Origin of the sequence: Variovorax sp. CF313 (assembly GCF_000282635.1) — a bacterium.
In the GTDB taxonomy this organism is placed as follows: domain Bacteria; phylum Pseudomonadota; class Gammaproteobacteria; order Burkholderiales; family Burkholderiaceae_C; genus Variovorax.
Genome location: NZ_AKIW01000114.1, coordinates 16,690 through 37,316, shown reverse-complemented (window position 1 = coordinate 37,316; position 20,627 = coordinate 16,690). Strand labels below are relative to the sequence as shown.

Below are 20,627 nucleotides of genomic sequence, written 5' to 3'. Positions count from 1 at the left end.
CAGCCGAAGTTCTTCGCCGCGAAGTCCCAGTTCGCCAGCTTGGCCAGGAAGGTCTCGACGAACTTCGGGCGCAGGTTGCGGTAGTCGATGTAGTAGGCGTGCTCCCACACGTCCACCGTCAGCACCGGGTGTCGCCGGTGGTCAGCGGCGTGCCCGCGGCGCCCATGTTCACGATGTCCAGCGAGCCGTCGGCCTTCTTCACCAGCCACGTCCAGCCCGAGCCGAAATTGCCCACGGCCGACTTCACGAAGGCTTCCTTGAACGCGTCGTAGCTGCCCCACTTGGCGTCGATGGCCTTGGCCAGGGCACCGGTCGGAGCGCCGCCGCCCTGGGGCTTCATGCAGTTCCAGAAGAAGGTGTGGTTCCAGATCTGTGCGGCGTTGTTGTAGATACCGCCGCTGGACTTCTTGACGATCTCCTCGAGCGTCATCGATTCGAACTCGGTGCCCTTCTGCAGGTTGTTGAGGTTCACCACGTAGGCGTTGTGGTGCTTGCCGTAGTGGTATTCGAGGGTTTCCTTCGAATACTCGGGCGCCAGTGCGTCGAGGGCGTACGGCAAGGGAGGGAGCATGTGTTCCATGGTGGGTTTCCTTTGGTAGTGATGAAAAAAATCAGGTGCCCTGCCTGGGGCTGACCTGGTAGGCGCAGCGCCGCGCGCCCGCGAGCACGTGCTCGACGCGGCTGACGCTCACGTCGGGCCCCAGCACCGCGTCGAAAAGCTGCAGTTCGCTGCGGCAAAAGCCTGTGCAGGCCTGTGCCGCGGTGCAGATGGGGCAGTGGTTCTCGATGAAGAGGAAGCCGTCGCCCTCGGGCCGGAACTCGGCCATGTAGCCTTCGCGGCTGCGAATGTCGGCCAGCCGCTCCAGCCGCGTCTGGAGGCTGCGCGCGCCGCGCAGGGCCTCGGCGTAGTTGGCGCGCATGGTGTCTTCGCGCGCGGCGATGAGCTGGTCCATGCCGGTGTTTCCGAACACGCGGATCACTGCACTGATCATCTGCACCGTCATCTCGGCATGCGTGTCGGGAAAGCGTTTGTGGCCTTCGCCGGTGAGCCGCCAGATCTGCGTCGGCCGCCCGCGCCCGCCGGGGCGGCTTTGCGCATCGACCAGGCCGTCGGCCTCCAGCTTGACCATCTGCTGGCGCACCGCTTCCACCGTGACCTTCAGCACCTTGGCGATGTCGGGAATGCCGAGCGCCCCGCGCGTCTTGAGCGTGGACAGGATGCGGTCGGCCGGCTGGTGCGGCAACCAGGCGGGCTTGGCGTCGATGGGGGCGGGCATGGACGGCTTCGTGGGGGATGCGCAGGATCGATCTGCCATTTATCAAGCAAACGCTTTGATTATTGAACAAGGCCGCGAACGCTGTCGAGGACGGCGGCGCAATGACCTCGGCAGGCCGCGGGGCTATCGGGGACGGGGCGCGTTTTTACGTTTTCTTTATGCGGCCCCACGGACTCTGTTCCCCGTTTTTACGCACCGCTGCCGAGACTGAAGGTCTTGAATTTCGCTGCAGGAGTTGATGAATGGACATCGTCTGGATGGGCGCCTTGCTGGCGCTGTGGGCCGTGGTGGCGGCCATGGTGATCGGGCTGAACAGGCTCGATGCGCCGAAACCATCGAACAAGGCGCCGGGCGCCGCCGATGGAGCCGCATCGTGATCAGCCTCGAAGTTCTTTATGGCTTCGGCGCGTTGATCGCCGTGGTTCTTTTCGCGTACCTGGTGTTCGCGCTGATCTGCGCGGAGGAATTCTGAAATGACTTCTTCCGCCTGGGGCCTGCTGGCCCTTTTCCTGGTCCTGCTGGGACTGCTCGCGTGGCCGGTCGGCAAGTTCCTTGCCGCACTGTGCAACGAGCGCGTGCCGCGCTGGATGCAGCGCGTCGAGGCGCCGCTCTACAAGCTCGCCGGCACCAAGCCCGAGCAGTCGATGCACTGGCTGCGGTACGCCTTCGCGCTGCTGGCCTTCAATGCCATCGGCGCGATCTTCGTCTACGCCCTGCAGCGGCTGCAGGGCTGGCTGCCGCTCAACCCCGCGGGCATGGCAGCCGTGTCGCCCGACTCGGCCTTCAACACCGCGGTGAGCTTCGTGGCCAACACCAACTGGCAGGGCTATGCCGGTGAATCCACCATGAGCTATCTCACGCAGATGCTCGGGCTCACGGTGCAGAACTTCTTCTCCGCCGCCACCGGCATCGCGGTGGCCTTCGCGCTGGTGCGCGGCTTCGCGCGCCGGGGCGACGGCAAGGGGCTGGTGGGCAACTTCTGGGCCGACATCACGCGCGTCACGCTGTGGGTGCTGGTGCCGATCTCCTTCGTGCTCGCCGTGGTCTTCGTCGGCCAGGGCGTGATCCAGAACTTCGACAGCTACAAGGAAGCGAGCACGCTGGAGACCACCGCCTTCCAGCAGCCGAAGAACGGCGCCGACGGCCAGCCCCTGAAGGATGAAAAGGGCCAGCCGGTGATGGAAGACGCCACCACCAAGACGCAGACGCTCGCCATGGGCCCGGTCGCTTCGCAGGAGGCGATCAAGATGCTGGGCACCAACGGCGGCGGCTTCTTCAATGCCAATTCGGCGCATCCGTACGAGAACCCGACGGCGCTGGTGAACCTGCTGCAGATGCTCGCCATCTTCCTGATTCCGGCGGCGCTGTGCTTCACCTTCGGCCACGTGGTGGGCGACATGCGCCAGGGCTGGGCCGTGCTCGCGGCGATGACGGTGATGTTCGTCGTTGCCGTGATGGTCATCACGCCCGCCGAGCAGGCCGGCAACCCGCTGCTGACTTCGCTGGGCGTCGACCAGATGCACGGCGCGCTGCAGGCCGGCGGCAACATGGAAGGCAAGGAGGTGCGCTTCGGCATCGATGCCTCCTCGCTCTTCGCCGCCATCACCACGGCCGCTTCCTGCGGCGCGGTCAACGGCATGCACGACTCGCTCACCCCGATGGGCGGCATGGTGCCGCTGGTACTGATGCAGCTCGGCGAGGTGGTGTTCGGCGGCGTGGGCTCGGGCCTGTACGGCATGCTGGTCTTCGCGATGCTCGCGGTGTTCATCGCCGGCCTGATGATCGGCCGCACGCCCGAGTACCTCGGCAAGAAGATCGAGGTGCGCGAGATGAAGCTGATCTCCATCGCCATCCTGGTCACGCCGATCCTGGTGCTGGCCGGCACGGCGGTGGCGGTGATCGCGGGCGCGGGCAAGGCCGGCATCGCGAACCCCGGCGCGCATGGTTTCTCCGAAATCCTGTACGCGCTGACCTCGGCCGCCAACAACAACGGCAGCGCCTTCGCGGGCCTGTCGGCCAACACACCGTTCTACAACGGGCTGCTCGCGCTGGCCATGTGGCTCGGCCGCTTCGCGATGATCGTGCCGGTGCTCGCCGTGGCCGGCGCGCTCGCGGCCAAGAAGCGCCTGCCCGTCACCAGCGGCACGCTGCCCACGCACGGCCCGCTGTTCGTCTCCTTGCTGATCGGCACCGTGCTGCTGGTCGGCTTGCTCAACTACGTGCCGGCATTGGCCCTCGGGCCGATCGTCGAACACCTCGTGCTCTGGAAATAAGGAGCGCACCATGACTGTCCACACCAAAACATCTCTTTCGCTGTTCGACGCAGCGCTGGTCAAGCCCGCCCTGTGGGGCGCCTTCGCCAAGCTGAATCCGCGCACCCAGTGGCGCAACCCGGTGATGTTCATCGTCTACATCGGGAGCATCCTCACCAGCCTGCTCTGGGTGCACGCGCTGAGCTTTCCCGGTGACACCGGCATGAAGCCCGCCTTCGTGCTGGCCGTGACCATCTGGCTGTGGTTCACCGTGCTGTTCGCGAACTTCGCGGAAGCCTTGGCCGAGGGCCGCAGCAAGGCGCAAGCGGCTTCGCTGCGCGGCCTGCGCAAGGACACCTGGGCCAAGAAGCTCCATGAGCCGCATCACGGCGCGCAGTGGCTTCCCGAACAGGCGCCCAACCTGCGCAAGGGCGACGTCGTGCTGGTCGAGACCGGCGACGTGATTCCGCTCGACGGCGAAGTCATCGAAGGCGTGGCCTCGGTCGATGAAAGCGCCATCACCGGCGAATCGGCACCCGTGGTGCGCGAATCGGGCGGCGACTTCTCGGCCGTGACCGGCGGCACCCGCGTGCTGTCCGACTGGCTGGTGGTGCGCATCTCGGTCAACCCGGGCGAGTCGTTCCTCGACCGCATGATCGGCATGGTCGAGGCTGCCAAGCGGCAGAAGACGCCGAACGAGATTGCGCTGACTATCCTGCTGATCGCGCTCACCCTCGTGTTCCTGATGGTCACGGTCACGCTGTTGCCGTTCTCCATCTTCAGCGTGGAGGCCGCGGGCGCCGGCACCGTGGTGTCGCTCACCGCGCTGGTCGCGCTGCTGGTGTGCCTGATTCCGACCACCATCGGCGGGCTGCTGTCGGCCGTGGGCGTGGCCGGCATGAGCCGCATGATGCAGGCCAACGTGATCGCCACCTCGGGCCGCGCGGTGGAAGCGGCTGGCGACGTCGACGTGCTGCTGCTCGACAAGACCGGCACCATCACGCACGGCAACCGCCAGGCCAGCGCATTCCTGCCCGCGCCTGGCGTGACCAAGTCGCGCCTGGCGCGCGCCGCGATGATCGCCTCGCTGGCCGACGAGACGCCCGAGGGCCGCAGCATCGTCGAGCTCGCGCGCCGCGAAGGCCTGGAGCCGACGCCGGTGGAAGGTGCCCGCTTCGTCGCCTTCACCGCGCAGACGCGCATGAGCGGCGCCGATCTGCCGGCCGCGCCGAACAGCCTGGACACCGACCTCGTGCTGCTGCGCAAGGGTGCGGTCGACGCGGTGCGCCGCTACGTCGAGGCCATCGGCGGCACGGCGGCGCCAGAGGTGCTTCGCGCGGCCGAGGAAACGGCGCGCCGCGGCAGCACGCCGCTGGCGGTGGCGGAGGGCAACCGCGTGCTCGGCATCGTCGAGCTCAAGGACATCGTCAAGACCGACATCAAGGAGCGCTTCGCCGAGCTGCGCCGCATGGGCATCAAGACGGTGATGATCACCGGCGACAACAAGCTCACCGCAGCAGCCATCGCCGCCGAAGCCGGCGTGGACGACTTCCTGGCCGAGGCCACGCCCGAGGACAAGCTCGCGCTCATCCGCCAGTACCAGTCCGAAGGCCGCCTCGTGGCCATGACCGGCGACGGCACCAACGACGCCCCCGCGCTCGCGCAGGCCGACGTGGCCGTGGCCATGGGCAGCGGCACGCAGGCCGCGAAGGAGGCCGGCAACATGGTCGACCTCGACTCCAACCCGACCAAGCTGCTGGAAGTGGTGGAGACCGGCAAGGCGCTGCTGATGACGCGCGGCTCGCTCACCACCTTCTCGATCGCGAACGACGTGGCGAAGTACTTCGCCATCATCCCGGCGATCTTCATCTCGACCTACCCGCAGTTGGGCGCGCTCAACGTGATGCGGCTGGCGAGCCCGTCGTCGGCGATCCTGAGCGCGGTGATCTTCAACGCGCTGGTGATCGTGTTCCTGATTCCGCTGGCGCTCAAGGGCGTGCGCTACCGGCCGGTGGGCGCCGCCGCGCTGCTGCGCCGCAACCTGGCCATCTACGGCCTGGGCGGCCTGCTCGTGCCCTTCATCGGCATCAAGCTGATCGACTGGCTGCTTGTCGCCGTGCATCTCGTCTGAGGAGTATTCCGTCATGAACAACAACATCGTCAATGGCAACGGCAATGGCAGCGAGGGCGGCATCGTCCGCCCCGCGCTCGTGCTCTTCGTGCTGCTGAGCGCGCTCACCGGCCTGATCTACCCGATGGCCGTCACCGGCGTCGCGAAGACGGCGTTCCCCGCGCAGGCGGACGGCAGCCTCATCGTGCTCGACGGCACCGTGGTGGGCTCCAAGCTCATCGGCCAGAACTTCAGCGATCCGAAGCACTTCTGGAGCCGCCCCTCGGCCACCGCGCCGCAGCCCTACAACGCGAGCGCTTCAGGCGGCTCCAACCAGGGGCCGCTCAACCCCGCGCTGGCCGATGCGGTGAAGGCGCGCGTGGAAGCGCTGCGCGCGGCCGATCCGGACAACATCGCGCCGGTGCCCGTCGACCTGGTCACGGCCTCGGCCAGCGGGCTCGATCCCGACATCAGCCTCGCCGCCGCTCAGTACCAGGCGGCGCGGGTGGCGCGCGTGCGCGGCATGCCGCTGTCCGAGGTCCAGTCGCTGATCGACAGGAACACGCAGAAGCCGCTGCTGGGCTTTCTGGGCGAGGCGCGCGTCAATGTGCTGGCGTTGAACATCGCGCTCGATGCCGCTTCGGGTTCCTTCAGCCCTTCGGTTCCGCGTTGAGGAGAAAAAACCAACCATGGCCTATGCCGCCTATCGAGAACACCCCGGCGTGCAGAGAACGCACGCTCCCCTGAACAAGCAAGGCAACGGCAGAAATGGAAGCAGCGCGTTCTACGTGCTCGACGTCACGGTCTGCTGCGCCGACGCGCTGCGCGTGCGCCGCAGCATCGCCGGCTGCCCCGAGGCCGGCGTGGTGCGCTGCGAGCCGCTGCTGCATGCCTGCAGCTCGCAGGAAAGCGACGCGCCCTGCGTGCGCCTGATGATCCGCCTGCCGCTCGCGCGTTATGCCGACGTGCTGCACCGGCTGATCGAATGCGTGCCTTCGGGCGAGATCGGCCGGCTCGTGAGCTGGCGCGAACACCTCGCGCGCTGCGGCCTGCGCCATGGTCACTGACCTGTTGATGGCGCTGCTGGCCATGGCGGCGCTGTTCGTTCCGCTGGGCTTTGCCTGGTGGGTGCTGTCGCGCACCGCTCGGCGCCATGCAGGCCGCCGCAAGGATCGCCCGATGCGCTAACCTGTGCCGCCGATGAACGAAGTGCTCCGCCCCGATCCCGACGCGCTGCTCGCGCAGCTGCGCAGCGACGAGGCGCGCGCCCAGCGCGGCAAGCTGCGCATCTATTTCGGCGCCAGCGCGGGCGTCGGCAAGACATGGGCCATGCTCAGCGCCGCGCAGCGCGAGCGTGCCACCGGGCGCGACGTGCTGATCGGCGTGGTCGAGACCCATGGCCGCAGCGAGACCGCCGCGCTGCTCTCGGGGCTGGAGGCGCTGCCGCTGCGCGAACTGGACTACCGCGGGCGCACGCTCGCCGAGTTCGACCTCGACGCCGCGCTCGCGCGCAAGCCCGCCGTGCTGCTGGTCGACGAACTGGCCCACACCAACGCTCCCGGCTCGCGCCACGCCAAGCGCTGGCAGGACGTGCAGGAGCTGCTGGCCGCCGGCATCGAGGTGTGGTCGGCGCTCAATGTGCAGCATCTCGAGAGCCTCAACGGCACGGTCGGCGCCATCACCGGCGTGCGCGTGCACGAGACCGTGCCCGACACCGTGCTCGACGAGGCCGACGAGGTGGTGCTGGTCGACGTCACGCCCGACGAGCTCACGGCGCGGCTCGCGGCCGGCAAGGTCTACCTGCCGCAGCAGGCGGAGCGCGCCGCGCAGAATTTCTTCCGCAAGGGCAACCTGATCGCCCTGCGCGAGATCGCGCTGCGGCGCACCGCCGAGCACGTGGAGGACGACGTGCGCGGCTGGCGCGTGGAGCAGTCGGGCCCGGGCGGCGTGGGCGCAAACGGCAAGGGCCCCGGCCTGCAGGCCTGGAACACATCGGGGGCGATCCTCGCGTGCGTCGGCCCGCACGAGGGCGCGGCGCAGACCGTGCGCACGGCCGCGAGGCTCGCGGGACAGCTCAACGTGCGCTGGCACGCGGTGTACGTTGAGACGCCCCGGCTGCAGCGGCTGGCCGCGGCGGAGCGCGACCGCATCCTCGCGGTGCTCAAGCTGGCGGAAGAACTGGGCGCGGCCACGGCCGTGCTCACCGGCTCCGACGTGGCCGAGCAGCTCGCCGAACAGGCACGGCGGCTCAACTGCGCCACGCTGGTGCTCGGGCGCTCACAGCCCGAGGCCGGCTGGCGGCGCTGGTGGTCCGCGAGGGCGGTGCCACTCGCGCGCGCATTGGCGCAGCGCGCGCCGGCGCTCGACATCATGGAAGTGGCGCCCGCCGAAAGCTCGCGCCGCCTGTCGCGCGCGCCGCTGCAGGGCGCGAGCATCGACAGCGACGACCACGAGAAGGCGCCCATCTACTGGCCCGGCTATGCATGGGCGGCGGCCACCAGCATCGCGCTCACGCTGGCGTGCACGCCGCTGGTCGGCGTGCTGGAGCTGTCGAACATCGTCATGCTGTTCCTGCTCGGCGTGGTGGGCGTGGCGATGCGTTTCGGGCGCGGGCCCTCGGCACTGGCCGCCCTGCTCAACGTCGCGGCTTTCGACTATTTCTTCGTGCCGCCGCGCCTGTCGTTCGCGGTGAGCGACGTGCAGTACGTGCTGACCTTCGCGGTCATGCTCGGCGTCGGCCTGCTGGTGGGCCAGCTCATGGCGGGCCTGCGCTTCGCGGCCGGCGTGTCGACCAGCCGCGAGCGGCGCGCGCGCTCGCTGTTCGAGCTGACGCGCGAACTGTCCGCCGCGCTCGAAAGCTCGCAGGTGATCGCGCTCGGCGCCGCTGCCGTGCGGGGCCACTTCGGTGGCGATGCGCTCGTATTGGTGACCGATACATCCGATCAGCTGGTGCAGCCTTCCGACCCGCCTCAGGGCTTCGACCCGCAGGTCGCCGATTGGGCCTTCCGCCACGGCCAGCCGGCAGGACTCGCCACGGCCACGCTGGCCGCGCAGCCCTGGCACTACGTGCCGCTGCAGGCGCCGATGCGTGTGCGCGGCGTGCTCGCGCTGTCGCCCGCGCAGCCGCGCTGGCTGCTCATTCCCGAGCAGGCGCAGCAGCTCGACACGCTGGCGCGGCAGATCGCGATCGCGCTGGAGCGCGTGCACTACGTCGAAGTGGCGCAGCAGGCCGTGGTCGAGATGGAGTCGGAGCGCTTGCGCAATGCGCTGCTCGGTGCCATCTCGCACGACGTGCGCACGCCGCTCACCGCGCTGATCGCGCTGGCCGAGTCGCTGCAGACATTGCCACCCGGAGAGCACGCCGAGGCCGCGCGCGCCATCGTCGCGCAGGCGCACGAGCTGCATGCGCTGGTGAGCAACCTGCTCGACATGGCGCGGCTCGAAAGCGGCATCGCCGGCGGCGCTGTGAACCTGCGGCGCGACTGGCAGTCGGTGGAGGAAGTGGTGGGCTCTGCCATTCGCGCGGCGCGCACTTCGCTGGGCAGCACCGTGGTGCAGACCGCGCTCGACCCGGAGTTGCCGCTGGTCGAGTTCGACGCCGTGCTGATCGAGCGCGTGCTGGTCAACCTGCTGGAGAACGCCGCCAAGTACGGCGCGCCGCCCGTCGTGGTCGGTGCGCGCGCCGAGCCGGGCACGCTGGTGCTCACGGTGCGCGATCACGGGCCCGGCCTGCCCGCCGCGCTGCTGGGCCACGAGCAGAAGCTGTTCGACAAGTTCACGCGCGGCGAGACCGAATCGGCCACACCCGGCGTGGGCCTGGGCCTGGCGATCTGCAAGGCGGTGGTGAGTGCGCACGGCGGTGAAATCGCGGCCGGCAACGCGCGCGACGGCGGTGCAGAATTCACGGTCACCCTGCCGCGCCGCGAGCCACCCGAGCCGGCCGAAGCCCAACTCTGACCCCATGCCAGCCCCCACCGCCATCGTGATCGAAGACGAGCCGCAGATCCGCCGCTTCGTGCGCGGTGCGCTCGAGGCCGAGGGCTGGGTGGTGCATGAAGCCGGCAGTTTGCGCGACGGGCTCGCCGCAGCGGGCACGCGCCAGCCCGACCTGCTGGTGCTCGACCTGGGGCTGCCCGACGGCGACGGCGTCTCGCTGATCCGCGACGTGCGCGGCTGGTCGGCCGTGCCGATCATCGTGCTGTCCGCGCGCAGCGACGAGGCCGACAAGATCGCCGCGCTCGACGCGGGGGCCGACGACTACCTCACCAAGCCCTTCGGCACAGGTGAACTGCTGGCGCGCGTTCGCGCCAACCTGCGTCGTCCGCGTGCGGTGGGCGGCAGCGCGGACGAGGTGCCCGAGGCGCTGTTCCGCTTCGGCGAGATCGAGCTCGACCGCGCCGCGCGCCTCGTCCGTCGTGCGGGCACCGAGGTGCACCTGACGCCGACCGAATACCGCCTGCTGTCGGTGCTGGTCGCCAATGCAGGCCGCGTGTTGACGCAACGCCAGCTATTGCGCGAGGTGTGGGGCCCGTCGCACACCGGCCAGAGCCACTACCTGCGGATCTACATGGGGCATCTGCGGCAGAAGCTCGAAGACGATCCGGCGCAGCCTCGGCATCTGCTGACCGAGACGGCTGTGGGGTATCGGCTGGTTGTTTAGCTCTCGGGTGCGTGCGTTCAGGGCGCAACGTTCAAACAGCAACACCCTTGTTCGGATTCAGCAAGAACTTCTCCCCCGTAGCCTGCTTCCCATAAACCCCGATCGCATCGAGCTGCAGCGCCTCGACCAGCGAAACCTCACGCGTGTACTTGCTCGCGAACGTGGTCTTCAGCTCCGCGACGACGCGCGCCTTCAAACGCTTGGTGCCTTCGTCGCCGAGTTTTCCGAGGAACGGGAACAGCAGCCACCCGCCCATGCCCCACGCCATGCCGAAGTTGCGCACGAACTCGGTCGGGCTGCGGTCGAGGCCGCCGTAGATGTACACCTGCTTGTGGGTGGTCGAACCGTAGCGGCTGTATTCCTTGGCCGTGCGGTTGATCGCGGCTTCCATGCAGCCGAGGATCTGCCCGGCGAGCTTGCCGCCGCCGGTGGCGTCGAAGGCCAGCGTGGCGCCGGTCTCGACCAATGCCTGCGTCAGGTCTTCGAGGAAGGTGGGCGAGGTCGCGTTGCACACGTACTTCGCGCCCAGGCCGCGCAGCAGGTCTTCCTGCTCCTGCTTGCGCACGATGTTGACGAGCGCGATGCCGTCCTTCTGGCAGATCTTGTTGAGCATCTGGCCCAGGTTCGACGCGGCGGCCGTGTGCACCAGCGCCTTGTGGCCTTCCATGCGCATGGTCTCGACCATGCTCAGCGAGGTGAGCGGGTTGACGAAGCACGACGCGCCTTCGGCCGGTGTGGTGCCTTCGGGCAGTTCCATGCACTGGGCAGCGGCGAGGCAGCGGTACTGCGAATACATCGCGCCGCCGATGGCCGCCACGGTCTTGCCGAGCAGCGCCTGCGCAGCCGGCGACGAACCGGCCTTGACCACCACGCCCGCGCCTTCGTTGCCGACCGGCATCGACTGGTCGAGCCGCGCCGCCATGGCGGGAAGCGCGCGCTCGGGCACCGTGGCGGTGACGACCGGGCGCTCGGCGGTGCCCGAGGCCTTGGCGGTGCTCATGTCGGCCGCACCGAACAGCAGGCCGAGGTCCGACGGGTTCAACGGCGACGCCTCGACGCGGATCACGACTTCGTGGGCCTGCGGTTCGGGGATCGGGTCGTCGTGCAGCGAGAGTTCGAGTTCGCCGTTGGCGCGGATGAGGGAGCGGATTTGCAGTGCCATGGGAGGCCCCTTTTCAGACGGTTCGCAGATGGCCTGTGGCCACGGGGCGGCCAGTATAGGAGCGCGGTGCGAAAGCTGCAGGCGCCTTCAGGACACCACGGGAACCACCGGCGCATGGGCCAGCGCGTGGCGCATCTTCACCGGGTCGAGCCGCTCGATATAGCGCGGAATGTTGCGCCACAGCGTGTGGTAGCCGTAGCCGCCGCGCAGCATTTCGTTGCGTGCGCTGTCCTTGTCCCAGTCCTGCACCGCCATGCGGTAGACCGCCGCGATCACGCCGGTGCGGTCGGCGCCGTGCATGCAGTGGATGAGCACCGGGCCATGCTTCCCGGCCTCGCGGATCGCCACCAGCGCGCGCAGCACCTTGGCGTCGTCGATGGACCAGGTGTTGATCGGCACGCGCACCAGCCGGATGCCGGTGCCCGCGAACACCTTCCTGTCGTCGTTGAAGGAGCGCAGGCTCACCACGGTGCGGATGCCCAGCGACTGCAGCGCCGCCATGTTGGCGCGCCGCGGCTGCGCGCTGCGGTAGAGCGTGGGCGTGATGCGGTGCAGGTTCTCGACCTGCAGTTCGTCCAGCGGGTCGGCCCAGTGGCCGGGGCGCGGGTCGGCGATGCCTTCTTCCGCTGTTGCTGCTGCTGTCCTGTGCTTCTTCGTCATTGCTTTTTCTTCTTCTCGCGCCGCCAGTGCCGCGTCCCCAGGATCAGCGCCGCCACCGCGAGCCCGCCCCAGTAGTCGACCGGCGCGCCCCACACCCAGTGCTTGTGCCAGAACGCATCCACCGCATTGAAGCGCGCCCAGCCGAAGGCCGGGTTGATGATGAACCACAGGAAGTCTTCGCACACCCAGAACACGATGAGCCCCGCCACCGCCAACCCAACGCCGCGCCACGTCCAGCGCCCGTTGAAGGCCAGCGGCGAGAAGAACACCAGCGCCATGAAGGTGAACACCCAGGCGTGGTAGCCCGTCATCGCGCGGCCGCCCCAGAAGAGATCGAGCCAGATGCTGTTCTCGATGCGCCAGGTCGGCAGCGAGGTGGCCCAGCCCGCGCCGCCTTCGATCTGGATCTCGGCGTTGGCGAAGAAGAAGGCCATGACAGCCACCCAGGCGAGATAGCCGAGCGTGCGGGCCACGCCCGTCTTTTCGGCGGCGCCGCTCACGCCGTCGTTCCCGCCGGCGCAGCCAGCACGTGCTGCAGCACCGTGCGCGCGGCCTGCGGTTTGCCCAGCGCCCGGCTGCGCGAGGCCATGTGCGCGAGCTTGGCGGGGTCGGCCATCAGGCGCGCCACCTTGTAGTCGAGCCCGATGGCGTCGTAGGCGAGCCAGGCCGCGCCTTCCTCCATCAGGAAGCCGGCGTTGTGTTCTTCCTGCCCCGGAATGGGCGAGATCAGCAGCATCGGCTTGCCGAGCGCCAGGCACTCGGACACCGTGAGGCCGCCGGGCTTGGTCACGACGAGGTCGGCCGCGGCCATCATCTTGTGCATCTCGTTGGTGAAACCGATGGCCACCACGCGGCCCGGGTGGCGCCTGGCCAGGGCTTCGAGCTTGCCGTGCGCTTCCACGTTGCGGCCCGCCACGGCGATGACCTGGAAGTTGCCTTCACCGCCGAGGCCGAGCACGCGCTCGACCATGCTCGCGAGGTCGCCGACCCCCGCGCCGCCAGACGCCATCAGCAGCACGGGCCGCGAAGGATCGAGGCCGAGTTCCGCCACGCAGGTGTGGCGTGCGAGCGCCGGCACATCGGGTTCGGAAAACGCCGGCATCACCGGAATGCCGGTGACGTGGATGCGGTCTGCAGGAATGCCGCGCGCGCGCAGGCGGAACGCCACCTCTTCGGTTGCGGCCAGGTAGCCGGCCATGCCCGGCACCAGCCACATGTTGTGCAGGTCGTAGTCGGTGATCTGCAGCCACACCGGGTAGTCGATGCGGCCGCGGTTGCGCTCGCGCATCAGCAGCTCGGCCGGCAGGAAGTGCGTGCAGACCACGGCATCGGGCTTCTCGCGGCGAATCTCCTTCACGAGCGCGCCGGTGCTCAGCCGTTCGATGCCGCGGCGCAGGCGTTGCGAGGGCGCGTGGTGCGGCGTGGTGTCGGTGCGCTGGTGCAGGTACGACCACAGCTCGGGTGCCCGGTTCACGAGCTGGATGTACCAGTCGGTGTAGACCTTGCGGAAACCGCCGGCCACGTGGGCCATCGCGTCGATGTGGACCGCTGTGCAGGGCGGGGCGAGGGACTGGGCGGTGGCGGCAAGCGCCTGTGCTGCACGCACGTGGCCGTTGCCGGCGCTCACGCTGAGGATCAGGAGTTTGGTCATGAAATCCGGAAGTTGCGCGGATTATGGCGATGCCTTGTGGCACTTGCTGCGGTCTTTGGGGCCTGTGCACACGCCCCGAAAGACCGCGCCTCAGAGCGGCGCCCGAGAGGTAATGAACTGATTCACCCCAATGGCCGCCCGCTCCCGAACAGCCTCAAACGTAGTGCTCTCGACGATGCGACCGTTCTCGAACACCGTCTGCAGCAGATCGCTCTGCCCCGCCGAGAGTGCCTCTTCGCGCAATGTCTGCACCTCGCCGCGCACGTTCTTCACCAGCGCGAGCCGTCCCTTCTTCGAGGCCTTGCCCACATCGCCCACCGGCGACTTGTACACGTCGCGCCACTCGCCGTTCACCTGCATGGCCGAGGACTTCATTGCCCACTGCATCGTGTCGCGGTTGACCTGCTGCAACAGCCCGCCGCCCATGCCGAAGGAGATGTTCTCCGTCGAGAAGCCGTTGTGGAAGAAGTTCGACAGGCACAGCCGCAGCGAGTCGAGGTTCACGCCATCGCCCTGGATGATGCGCACGTTGTTCAGCACGCGAAAGCCCTTGGCATTGGTCGTCGTGCCGAAGCGCTCGGCCAGGATCTGCGCCACCTTGAGCGTGGTCTCGGCCGGGTCGCCCGAGTCGGGCCGCACCACCAGCGTCGCGCCCGAAGCCACCACCTTTGCCTTCAGCTCGCCGCCCCAGATGCGCGCGCAGGCGTTGAAGATGTCGTAGCTGTCGCTCACCACCGCGAAGGTCGCGCCGGGCTTGCCGAACTGGTCGACCATGTTGCTGTACGCGTCGGCTTCGTGCTCCCGGCCCCAGCCCGTGATGGTGCTGTGTTCCGCGGCTGGAATCGAGAAGCCCGCCACGTCGCAGTCGTAGTATCGGCGCGCGGCCACCAGCGCGGCCAGCGTGTCGGTGCCCATGAAGTTCACCAGGTGGGCCATGCCGCCGAGCGCGGCCGATTCGAGGCTCGACACGCCGCGCGCGCCGAAATCGTGCAGCCTGAAGGCGATCTGCCCTTGCGGGTCGTCGCAGGTCGCTTCGAGGTACCGCAGCAGCGTGGTGCGCGCGGCGGCCGAGAGGGTTGCCACCGTGGTCGGATACCAGATGGCGCGCAGCAACTCGGTCTCGAGAAAGCTCGTGACCCAGAAGAACTCGGGGTCGGTGTTCTCGATGGTCGCGAGCACGTTGTGCACCGGCAGCACGCTGCCCTCGGGCACCGCGCGGATGCGCACCGGCATCAGCCCGCCATGCTTCTCGATCAGGCGCAGCCAGCCTTCGCGGTTGAAGGGCTCGCCGTGCACGGCCATGAGTGCTGCGGCTTCCTCCACGTCGGCCAGCGTCACGGGCGTCTGCAGGTATTCGCGCAGGTAGGCCTGCAGGCCGAAGAAGAGGGAGTGGCTGAAGATGCCGCCGCGCGATTCGATGTAGCTGTACACCGTCTGCGTGCCGGGCGGGTACTGCATCCAGTGCGACACCTTGTAGGAGTCGGTGCGAAGCAGCAGGTTGTTGCCCAGGGGCGTGGAGGTGAGATTGCGGTTCATGTGTGAAAGCTCCTTTCACTGTGGCGCCCGTCAACCGGGGCCGTTCTTGCTGACAAAGCCTGGCCGTTCAGTTCTTGCCCAGGCCACCCAAAAAATGATTCGCGATGAAGAAGTGGTCTTCGTAGATGCGCTCCTGCATGTCGAGGAACTCGGCGATGGGCACCCAGCGCACCTCGGCCGCATCGTCGTCGGCGCGCACCTCCGACAGGCCCGTCCACTGGTTGTGCGCCAGCTCGAAGAAGAAGCCATGCGTGATGGTGCGCCCGCGCTGCGAGCGGTCGGGCGCGTCGAACACGTGGCTGGCCTTCATGCTGCCGTTGAGCACGGGCACGGGCACCTTGATCCGGGTTTCTTCCTTCAGCTCGCGGATGGCCGCGTCCTGCAGGCGCTCGTGCTGGCCGACGAAGCCGCCGGGCAGCGCCCAGGTGCCCTTGCCGGGATGGAACTTGCGCTGCACGAGCAGAATGTGGCCGGCCTCGACCACGATCGCGTCGACCGTGGTGTAGATCGGCGGAAAGCTGCTGCCCGCATAGCGGTACTTGTCGCGATAGTCGGCGAGGAACGCGCGCTCTTCGCAAAGCTCGGCGTAGTCGGCGGTGTTCGAGAACTGCTCGAGGAAGGCCGCGGTGCCGTCGGGCAGGTCGGCGCGTGCCAGCTGGCCGCGGTTCTCGGGGTCGAAGTAGAGGCTGCGCACGTCGGTGGCGTTGAGGCTCTCCACGCTGTTCTGGCCGGCGAATTCCCAGTGCGGGAAGAGCTTCAGGTAGTAGCTCGATGCGTCCTTCAGGTGGCCCACCAGTGCAACCCTGGCCTTGGCCGGCACGTGGCCGTCCTGCGTGATGAGCCGCTCGACCGCCGACTGGATCGACGCGATCCAGATCTGGTCGTTGTAGGGCGAATCGCCCACGCCCACCACGCTCACGCGCATCTGCTCGGTGCCGCGCAGGCAGGCGCGCACCATGCGTTCGCGCTCGTCGAAGGTGAAGGGGTTCTTGACGCTGCGTGGCTTGCGGTCGGAGCCGACCACCACGATGACCCGATCGGCGGCGCGAAGGCCTTCTTCGATGAGTCGTTGATGTCCGAAATGGACGGGCTGGAAACGCCCGATAACGATGGCGTATTGAAACTTGCGTGTGCTCACTTGGGAATCCCCCAAAAAGGGCGCGATCAACTCGCGCTTGCGTTCAGGATAGCATCGGTGCCGCACATTGATCAAGCCTTCCGATGACCGAGCCCTCCACTTCCCCCACTGGTGCCGTGCGCCTCAACAAGCGCATGGCCGAACTGAAAATGTGCTCGCGCCGCGAGGCCGACGAATGGATCGCCAACGGCTGGGTGAAGGTCAACGGCAAGCCGGCCGAGATGGGCGTGAAGGTCGTGCCGTCCGACCGCATCGAGATCGACAAGGCGGCCAGGGGCCAGCAGGCCAACCAGGTCACCATCCTCATCAACAAGCCCATCGGCTACGTGAGCGGGCAGGCCGAAGACGGCCACGAGCCCGCGGTCACGCTGTTCACGCCGCAGAACCGCTGGGCCGACGACAACGCGCGTTTCTTCTTCAGCCCGCAGCAGCTGCGCGGCCTCGCGCCGTGCGGGCGGCTCGACATCGACTCCATCGGCCTGCTGGTCATGACGCAGGACGGCCGCATCGCGCGCCAGCTGATCGGCGAAGACTCGGTGATGGAGAAGGAATACCTCGTGCGCGTGGCCTACCACGGCCTGGGTCAGCCCGCGCCCACGGGCCAGCTGGTGCGCATGGACGACGACGATCCCGTCACCACCAACGTGCAGGCGGTCTTTCCACCGGCCATGCTGGCGAAGCTGCGCCACGGTCTGAGCCTCGACGGCCAGGCGCTGAAGCCGGCGCGGGTCGAATGGCAGAACCCCGAGCAGCTGCGCTTCGTGCTCACCGAAGGCAAGAAGCGGCAGATCCGCCGCATGTGCGAGCTGGTCGGCCTGAAGGTGGTGGGGCTGAAGCGCGTGCGCATCGGCAAGGTGATGCTTGGCAACCTGCCGCTGGGGCAATGGCGCTACCTCGGACCGCACGAGAAGTTCTGAGCCTGCGGGCGCTGAACCGCGCCACGCTGGCACGGCAGATGCTGCTGGCGCGGCGCAAGCTCACGGCGGTGCAGGCCGTCGAACGGCTTGCCGGGCTGCAGGCACAGGCACCCAACCCGCCCTACATCGGCCTCTGGAGCCGGCTCGAAGGCTTCGAGCGCGAGCAGCTGACCGAGGCAATGCGCAGGCGCCGCATCGTGCGCATGTCGACGATGCGCTCCACCCTGCACCTGATGACCGCGCACGATGCGCTGGCATGGCGTCCGCTGCTGGAGCCGGTGCATCAGCGCGGCCTGCTTGGCAACCACAAGCGCGCGCTCGAAGGCCTCGACCGCGAGGCGGTGGTGGCGGCGGGGCGCGCGCTGCTCGGCGAGAAACCGCACACCAGCGCCGAACTCGGCCAGGCCCTCGGCATGCGATGGAAGGGCCGCGAGACCGCCTCGCTCGCCGCGCTGATCCGCAACAACCTGCCGCTGGTGCACCTGCCGCCGGCCGGCAGCTGGAACTCGCACCAGAGTGCATTGCTGCAGCCCCTGGGCGACTGGCTGGGCAGCGTCGAGGCACCCCGGGCCACGCAGGACGATCTGCTGCTGCGCTACCTCGGCGCCTTTGGTCCCGCCACGCTGGCCGATGCTGGCGCATGGTCGGGCCTCACGGGCTGGAAGGCGGTGGCCGAGCGCCTGCGGCCGCAGCTGCGCGTGTTCGTCGGCGAAGGCGGGCAGGAGCTGTTCGACCTGCCCCGCGCGCCGCGCCCCGACCCCGACACGCCCGCGCCGCCGCGCCTCGTGGCCGAGTGGGACAGCCTGCTGCTTGCGCACGCCGACCGCAGCCGCGTGCTGAGCGAAGTGCACCGGGCCCGCGTGTTCACCGTCAACGGCATCGTGCGCGGCACGGTGCTGCTCGATGGGTTCGTGGCGGGTGTCTGGAAGATCGAGCGCGCGAAGAACACCGCGACCGTGGTGCTGGAGCCGTTCACGCGCTGGTCCAAGGCCGACCGTCTCGGTGTGGAGGAAGAGGCCCTGGAGCTGCTGGCCTTCACCTCCGACGGCGAGGGCGAACGCCATGCCGTGCGCGGGCCCTTAAGTCCCACGTAACTCTGCGCCACTACGCTGCGCCGCGGCGCAGGCTCTTCCGATCATCCCGGTCGCGTGCTACCTTGCGGCCGAAGGAGTTGCCGCGATGCGCGTGCTGTTGGTGGAAGACGATGAAATGATCGGGCGCAGCCTGAAGCAGGCGCTCGAGGGCGCGGGCTGGTCCGCGGACTGGGTGCGCGACGGCGAACTGGCGCAGAGCGCGCTCGGCGACGGCGGCTACACCTGCGTGCTGCTCGACCTCGGGCTGCCGAAGCACGACGGCACCGAAGTGCTGCGCCGCGCGCGCGAACGCGGCGACGCCACCCCGGTGCTGGTGCTCACGGCGCGCGACGGCCTCGATGACCGCATCCACAGCCTCGACCTCGGCGCCGACGACTACCTGCTCAAGCCCTTCGAGTTCCGCGAGCTGCTCGCGCGCATGCGCGCCGTGGTGCGGCGCCGCGACGGCGCGGCGCATTCGCTGGTCGGCAGCGGTGCATTGCAGCTCGACCTCACCACGCGCGAAGTGGTGGCCAACGGTGCGCGCGAGGCACTCACCGCGCGCGAGTTCGCCCTGCTGCACGCGCTGCTGGAGCGGCCCGGCGCCATCCTTTCGCGCGAGCAGCTCGAGAACCGCATCTACGGCTGGGGCGAGGAAGTCACGAGCAACGCGATCGACGTGCTCATCCACGGCATGCGCCGCAAGCTCGGCGCCGAATCGATCCGCAACGTACGCGGGCTCGGCTGGCGCGTCGCGGCATGATGATGCTCGCCCCCAGGCTGCCCTGCCAATGAACGGAGCTTCGCGCGGCACCGGCCGCTGGTGGCGGCCGCGTTCGCTGCGCACGCAGCTGCTGCTGTGGCTCGTCACGCTGCACCTGGGTGCGGCGATGCTCACGGCGTGGTTCTCGTTCGTGGCCTACGGCAACCTCGTGCACAACGCGCTGGACGAACAGATGCGCCTCGTGGCCGAGTCGTACGCGGGCAGCGATCCGGCGAAGCTGCCGCGCCCGATGAACGGCGAGGCGGCCTTCTCGCGCGGCGCTTTCATCGTGCAGATCTGGAGCGCTGACGGCCACACGCTGCGCGCCACCTCATGGCCCGTGCTCGCGGTGCCCTTGCAGGCCCAGCCCGGCTTCGGCGACGTGAACACCGGTACGCACGCGGGTTCCGCCTGGCGCGTGTTCACCGCGCCGCCCGGCACGCGCGCCGACCAGCCGCGCGTGCAGGTGCTGCAGAACGAGGACTACCGCCGCCGCCGCGCCCTGCGCCGCGCGCTGCTCGAAGGCCTGCCGATCACGCTGCTGCTGCCGCTGGCGCTGCTGATTCTGTGGATCATCGTGTCGGCCGCCTCGCGCTCGCTGCGCGCAGTGGCGCGCGACGTGGCCTCGCAGGATGAACGCAGTCCCACCGAGCTCTCGCTGGCGCGCGTGCCTGACGAGATCGCGCCGCTGGTGGGCGCCTTCAACAACCTGCTGTCGCGCGTGCGCAGCGCCTTCGCCACGCAGCGGCGCTTCGTGCAGGACGCGGCCCACGAGCTGCGCACGCCGATGGCCGCCATCGGCCTGCAGATCGAGAACCTGCGCGCGCACGTGCCGGCCGGCGAGGCCACCGAGCGCTTCAACCAGCTCGAAGCCGGCGTCACGCGCGCGCAGCACCTGATCGAGCAGCTGCTGCACCTCTCGCGGCAGGACGCGCCGCAGGGCGGCGATGCGCGCGAGCGCGTCGACGTCGAGGTGCTGCTGCGCGAAAGCGTGAGCCAGCTGATGGTGCTGGCCGATGCGCGGCGCGTGGACATCGGCTTCGAGGGCAGCATCGCCGCGGTGGTGTTCGCGCCCGCGGCCGAGCTGCGCAGCGTGTTCGACAACCTCATCGACAACGCGCTGCGCTATGCGCCCGAAGGCGGCGTGGTCGACGTGAAGCTGCACGAGGCCGAAGGCCACGCGGTGGTCGACGTGCTGGACAACGGCCCGGGCATTCCGCCGGCCGCGATCGGCCGCGTGTTCGACCGTTTCTTCCGCGTGCCGGGCGCCGTGGCAGGCGGCAGCGGGCTGGGGCTCGCGATCGCGCGCACGGCGGCCGAGCGGCACGGCCTGCGCATCGAGCTGTGCAATCGCGCCGATGGGCCAGGGCTGATGGCGCGCGTGCATCTGCCCTCGGCGGCGGCGTAGCGGGCAGCGCATCGCTCACG

The 20,627-nt window shown here is 68.9% G+C and carries 20 protein-coding genes and 1 pseudogene; 13 read left to right on the top strand and 8 right to left on the bottom strand.

The genetic code is table 11. The annotated features are described in order from the left end of the window. Both PMI12_RS25050 and PMI12_RS25045 read right to left on the bottom strand, forming a co-directional pair. Positions 1–580 (bottom strand): annotated as a pseudogene (locus PMI12_RS25050) (superoxide dismutase); the annotation flags it as partial. Positions 581–611: 31 nt separating this feature from the next. Then, complete coding sequence (locus PMI12_RS25045) at positions 612–1,277, bottom strand: helix-turn-helix transcriptional regulator (RefSeq protein ID WP_007838100.1); 666 nt, start codon at positions 1,275–1,277, stop codon at positions 612–614. A 242-nt stretch (positions 1,278–1,519) separates the two neighbouring features. Between PMI12_RS25045 and PMI12_RS29590 the strand changes: the two genes are divergently transcribed. From PMI12_RS29590 to kdpE, 9 genes are read left to right on the top strand one after another with little or no spacing between them, the layout of a single operon-like run. Beyond that, a complete protein-coding gene (locus PMI12_RS29590; RefSeq protein WP_007838099.1) occupies positions 1,520–1,654 on the top strand; it encodes a hypothetical protein in 135 nt (44 codons plus the stop codon). Next, positions 1,651–1,749, top strand: coding sequence for a K(+)-transporting ATPase subunit F (gene kdpF / locus PMI12_RS25040; RefSeq protein ID WP_019657711.1), 99 nt, complete (start codon positions 1,651–1,653; stop codon positions 1,747–1,749). Before PMI12_RS29590 ends, kdpF begins: the two co-directional genes overlap by 4 nt. A 1-nt stretch (position 1,750) precedes the next feature. Then, positions 1,751–3,550, top strand: a complete 1,800-nt coding sequence (kdpA, locus tag PMI12_RS25035) for a potassium-transporting ATPase subunit KdpA (protein ID WP_007838097.1) — start codon at positions 1,751–1,753, stop codon at positions 3,548–3,550. 10 nt (positions 3,551–3,560) lie between these two features. Then, positions 3,561–5,660, top strand: coding sequence for a potassium-transporting ATPase subunit KdpB (gene kdpB / locus PMI12_RS25030; RefSeq protein WP_007838096.1), 2,100 nt, complete (start codon positions 3,561–3,563; stop codon positions 5,658–5,660). A 13-nt stretch (positions 5,661–5,673) separates the two neighbouring features. Beyond that, positions 5,674–6,312, top strand: coding sequence for a potassium-transporting ATPase subunit KdpC (gene kdpC / locus PMI12_RS25025; RefSeq protein WP_007838095.1), 639 nt, complete (start codon positions 5,674–5,676; stop codon positions 6,310–6,312). Between the two features lie 16 nt (positions 6,313–6,328). After that, on the top strand, positions 6,329–6,706 hold the full coding sequence (locus PMI12_RS25020) for a hypothetical protein (protein WP_007838094.1): 378 nt from the start codon (positions 6,329–6,331) through the stop codon (positions 6,704–6,706). After that, the gene (locus tag PMI12_RS29585; RefSeq protein ID WP_007838092.1) at positions 6,696–6,827 is read left to right on the top strand and encodes a hypothetical protein; all 132 of its coding nucleotides are present in this window, start codon (positions 6,696–6,698) and stop codon (positions 6,825–6,827) included. Before PMI12_RS25020 ends, PMI12_RS29585 begins: the two co-directional genes overlap by 11 nt. 12 nt (positions 6,828–6,839) lie before the next feature. After that, positions 6,840–9,596, top strand: a complete 2,757-nt coding sequence (locus PMI12_RS25015) for a DUF4118 domain-containing protein (protein WP_007838090.1) — start codon at positions 6,840–6,842, stop codon at positions 9,594–9,596. Between the two features lie 4 nt (positions 9,597–9,600). Then, complete coding sequence (gene kdpE, locus PMI12_RS25010) at positions 9,601–10,299, top strand: two-component system response regulator KdpE (RefSeq protein WP_007838088.1); 699 nt, start codon at positions 9,601–9,603, stop codon at positions 10,297–10,299. A 31-nt stretch (positions 10,300–10,330) separates the two neighbouring features. Here kdpE and PMI12_RS25005 read toward each other — a convergent pair whose 3' ends face one another. From PMI12_RS25005 to PMI12_RS24980, 6 genes are all read right to left on the bottom strand, one after another. After that, positions 10,331–11,461: a zinc-binding dehydrogenase gene (locus PMI12_RS25005; RefSeq protein ID WP_007838086.1), complete on the bottom strand. Its 1,131-nt coding sequence runs from the start codon at positions 11,459–11,461 to the stop codon at positions 10,331–10,333. Positions 11,462–11,548: 87 nt separating this feature from the next. Then, positions 11,549–12,121, bottom strand: a complete 573-nt coding sequence (locus tag PMI12_RS25000; RefSeq protein ID WP_007838084.1) for a dual specificity protein phosphatase family protein — start codon at positions 12,119–12,121, stop codon at positions 11,549–11,551. Then, positions 12,118–12,621 carry a hypothetical protein gene (locus PMI12_RS24995; RefSeq protein ID WP_007838081.1) on the bottom strand — a complete coding sequence of 168 codons (504 nt, stop codon included), beginning with the start codon at positions 12,619–12,621 and terminating at the stop codon, positions 12,118–12,120. Before PMI12_RS24995 ends, PMI12_RS25000 begins: the two co-directional genes overlap by 4 nt. After that, positions 12,618–13,772: an MGDG synthase family glycosyltransferase gene (locus PMI12_RS24990; RefSeq protein WP_007838080.1), complete on the bottom strand. Its 1,155-nt coding sequence runs from the start codon at positions 13,770–13,772 to the stop codon at positions 12,618–12,620. Before PMI12_RS24990 ends, PMI12_RS24995 begins: the two co-directional genes overlap by 4 nt. 90 nt (positions 13,773–13,862) lie before the next feature. Next, a complete protein-coding gene (locus PMI12_RS24985; RefSeq protein ID WP_007838077.1) occupies positions 13,863–15,308 on the bottom strand; it encodes a nicotinate phosphoribosyltransferase in 1,446 nt (481 codons plus the stop codon). A 67-nt stretch (positions 15,309–15,375) separates the two neighbouring features. Next, complete coding sequence (locus PMI12_RS24980; protein WP_042674272.1) at positions 15,376–16,446, bottom strand: bifunctional nicotinamide-nucleotide adenylyltransferase/Nudix hydroxylase; 1,071 nt, start codon at positions 16,444–16,446, stop codon at positions 15,376–15,378. Positions 16,447–16,529: 83 nt separating this feature from the next. Here PMI12_RS24980 and PMI12_RS24975 point away from each other — a divergent pair, with 83 nt between their 5' ends. The 4 genes from PMI12_RS24975 to PMI12_RS24960 all read left to right on the top strand — a co-directional run bounded on the left by PMI12_RS24975 (position 16,530) and on the right by PMI12_RS24960 (position 20,607). Continuing rightward, a complete protein-coding gene (locus tag PMI12_RS24975; RefSeq protein ID WP_007838072.1) occupies positions 16,530–17,363 on the top strand; it encodes a pseudouridine synthase in 834 nt (277 codons plus the stop codon). Continuing rightward, positions 17,330–18,457, top strand: a complete 1,128-nt coding sequence (locus PMI12_RS24970) for a winged helix DNA-binding domain-containing protein (RefSeq protein WP_042674269.1) — start codon at positions 17,330–17,332, stop codon at positions 18,455–18,457. Before PMI12_RS24975 ends, PMI12_RS24970 begins: the two co-directional genes overlap by 34 nt. A gap of 85 nt (positions 18,458–18,542) precedes the next feature. Then, complete coding sequence (locus PMI12_RS24965) at positions 18,543–19,199, top strand: response regulator (RefSeq protein WP_007838070.1); 657 nt, start codon at positions 18,543–18,545, stop codon at positions 19,197–19,199. A 28-nt stretch (positions 19,200–19,227) separates the two neighbouring features. Then, positions 19,228–20,607 (top strand): sensor histidine kinase, encoded by a 1,380-nt coding sequence (locus PMI12_RS24960; protein WP_007838069.1) that lies wholly within the window; start codon positions 19,228–19,230, stop codon positions 20,605–20,607. The last annotated feature ends 20 nt before the right edge of the window (positions 20,608–20,627 follow it).

Coding starts and splice junctions, on each gene's coding strand:
- PMI12_RS25045 (WP_007838100.1), bottom strand. CDS start 1,277: ATGCCCGCCCCCATCGACGCCAAGCCCGCCTGGTTGCCGCACCAGCCG.
- PMI12_RS29590 (WP_007838099.1), top strand. CDS start 1,520: ATGGACATCGTCTGGATGGGCGCCTTGCTGGCGCTGTGGGCCGTGGTG.
- kdpA (WP_007838097.1), top strand. CDS start 1,751: ATGACTTCTTCCGCCTGGGGCCTGCTGGCCCTTTTCCTGGTCCTGCTG.
- kdpB (WP_007838096.1), top strand. CDS start 3,561: ATGACTGTCCACACCAAAACATCTCTTTCGCTGTTCGACGCAGCGCTG.
- kdpC (WP_007838095.1), top strand. CDS start 5,674: ATGAACAACAACATCGTCAATGGCAACGGCAATGGCAGCGAGGGCGGC.
- PMI12_RS25020 (WP_007838094.1), top strand. CDS start 6,329: ATGGCCTATGCCGCCTATCGAGAACACCCCGGCGTGCAGAGAACGCAC.
- PMI12_RS29585 (WP_007838092.1), top strand. CDS start 6,696: ATGGTCACTGACCTGTTGATGGCGCTGCTGGCCATGGCGGCGCTGTTC.
- PMI12_RS25015 (WP_007838090.1), top strand. CDS start 6,840: ATGAACGAAGTGCTCCGCCCCGATCCCGACGCGCTGCTCGCGCAGCTG.
- kdpE (WP_007838088.1), top strand. CDS start 9,601: ATGCCAGCCCCCACCGCCATCGTGATCGAAGACGAGCCGCAGATCCGC.
- PMI12_RS25005 (WP_007838086.1), bottom strand. CDS start 11,461: ATGGCACTGCAAATCCGCTCCCTCATCCGCGCCAACGGCGAACTCGAA.
- PMI12_RS25000 (WP_007838084.1), bottom strand. CDS start 12,121: ATGACGAAGAAGCACAGGACAGCAGCAGCAACAGCGGAAGAAGGCATC.
- PMI12_RS24990 (WP_007838080.1), bottom strand. CDS start 13,772: ATGACCAAACTCCTGATCCTCAGCGTGAGCGCCGGCAACGGCCACGTG.
- PMI12_RS24985 (WP_007838077.1), bottom strand. CDS start 15,308: ATGAACCGCAATCTCACCTCCACGCCCCTGGGCAACAACCTGCTGCTT.
- PMI12_RS24975 (WP_007838072.1), top strand. CDS start 16,530: ATGACCGAGCCCTCCACTTCCCCCACTGGTGCCGTGCGCCTCAACAAG.
- PMI12_RS24970 (WP_042674269.1), top strand. CDS start 17,330: ATGGCGCTACCTCGGACCGCACGAGAAGTTCTGAGCCTGCGGGCGCTG.
- PMI12_RS24965 (WP_007838070.1), top strand. CDS start 18,543: ATGCGCGTGCTGTTGGTGGAAGACGATGAAATGATCGGGCGCAGCCTG.
- PMI12_RS24960 (WP_007838069.1), top strand. CDS start 19,228: ATGAACGGAGCTTCGCGCGGCACCGGCCGCTGGTGGCGGCCGCGTTCG.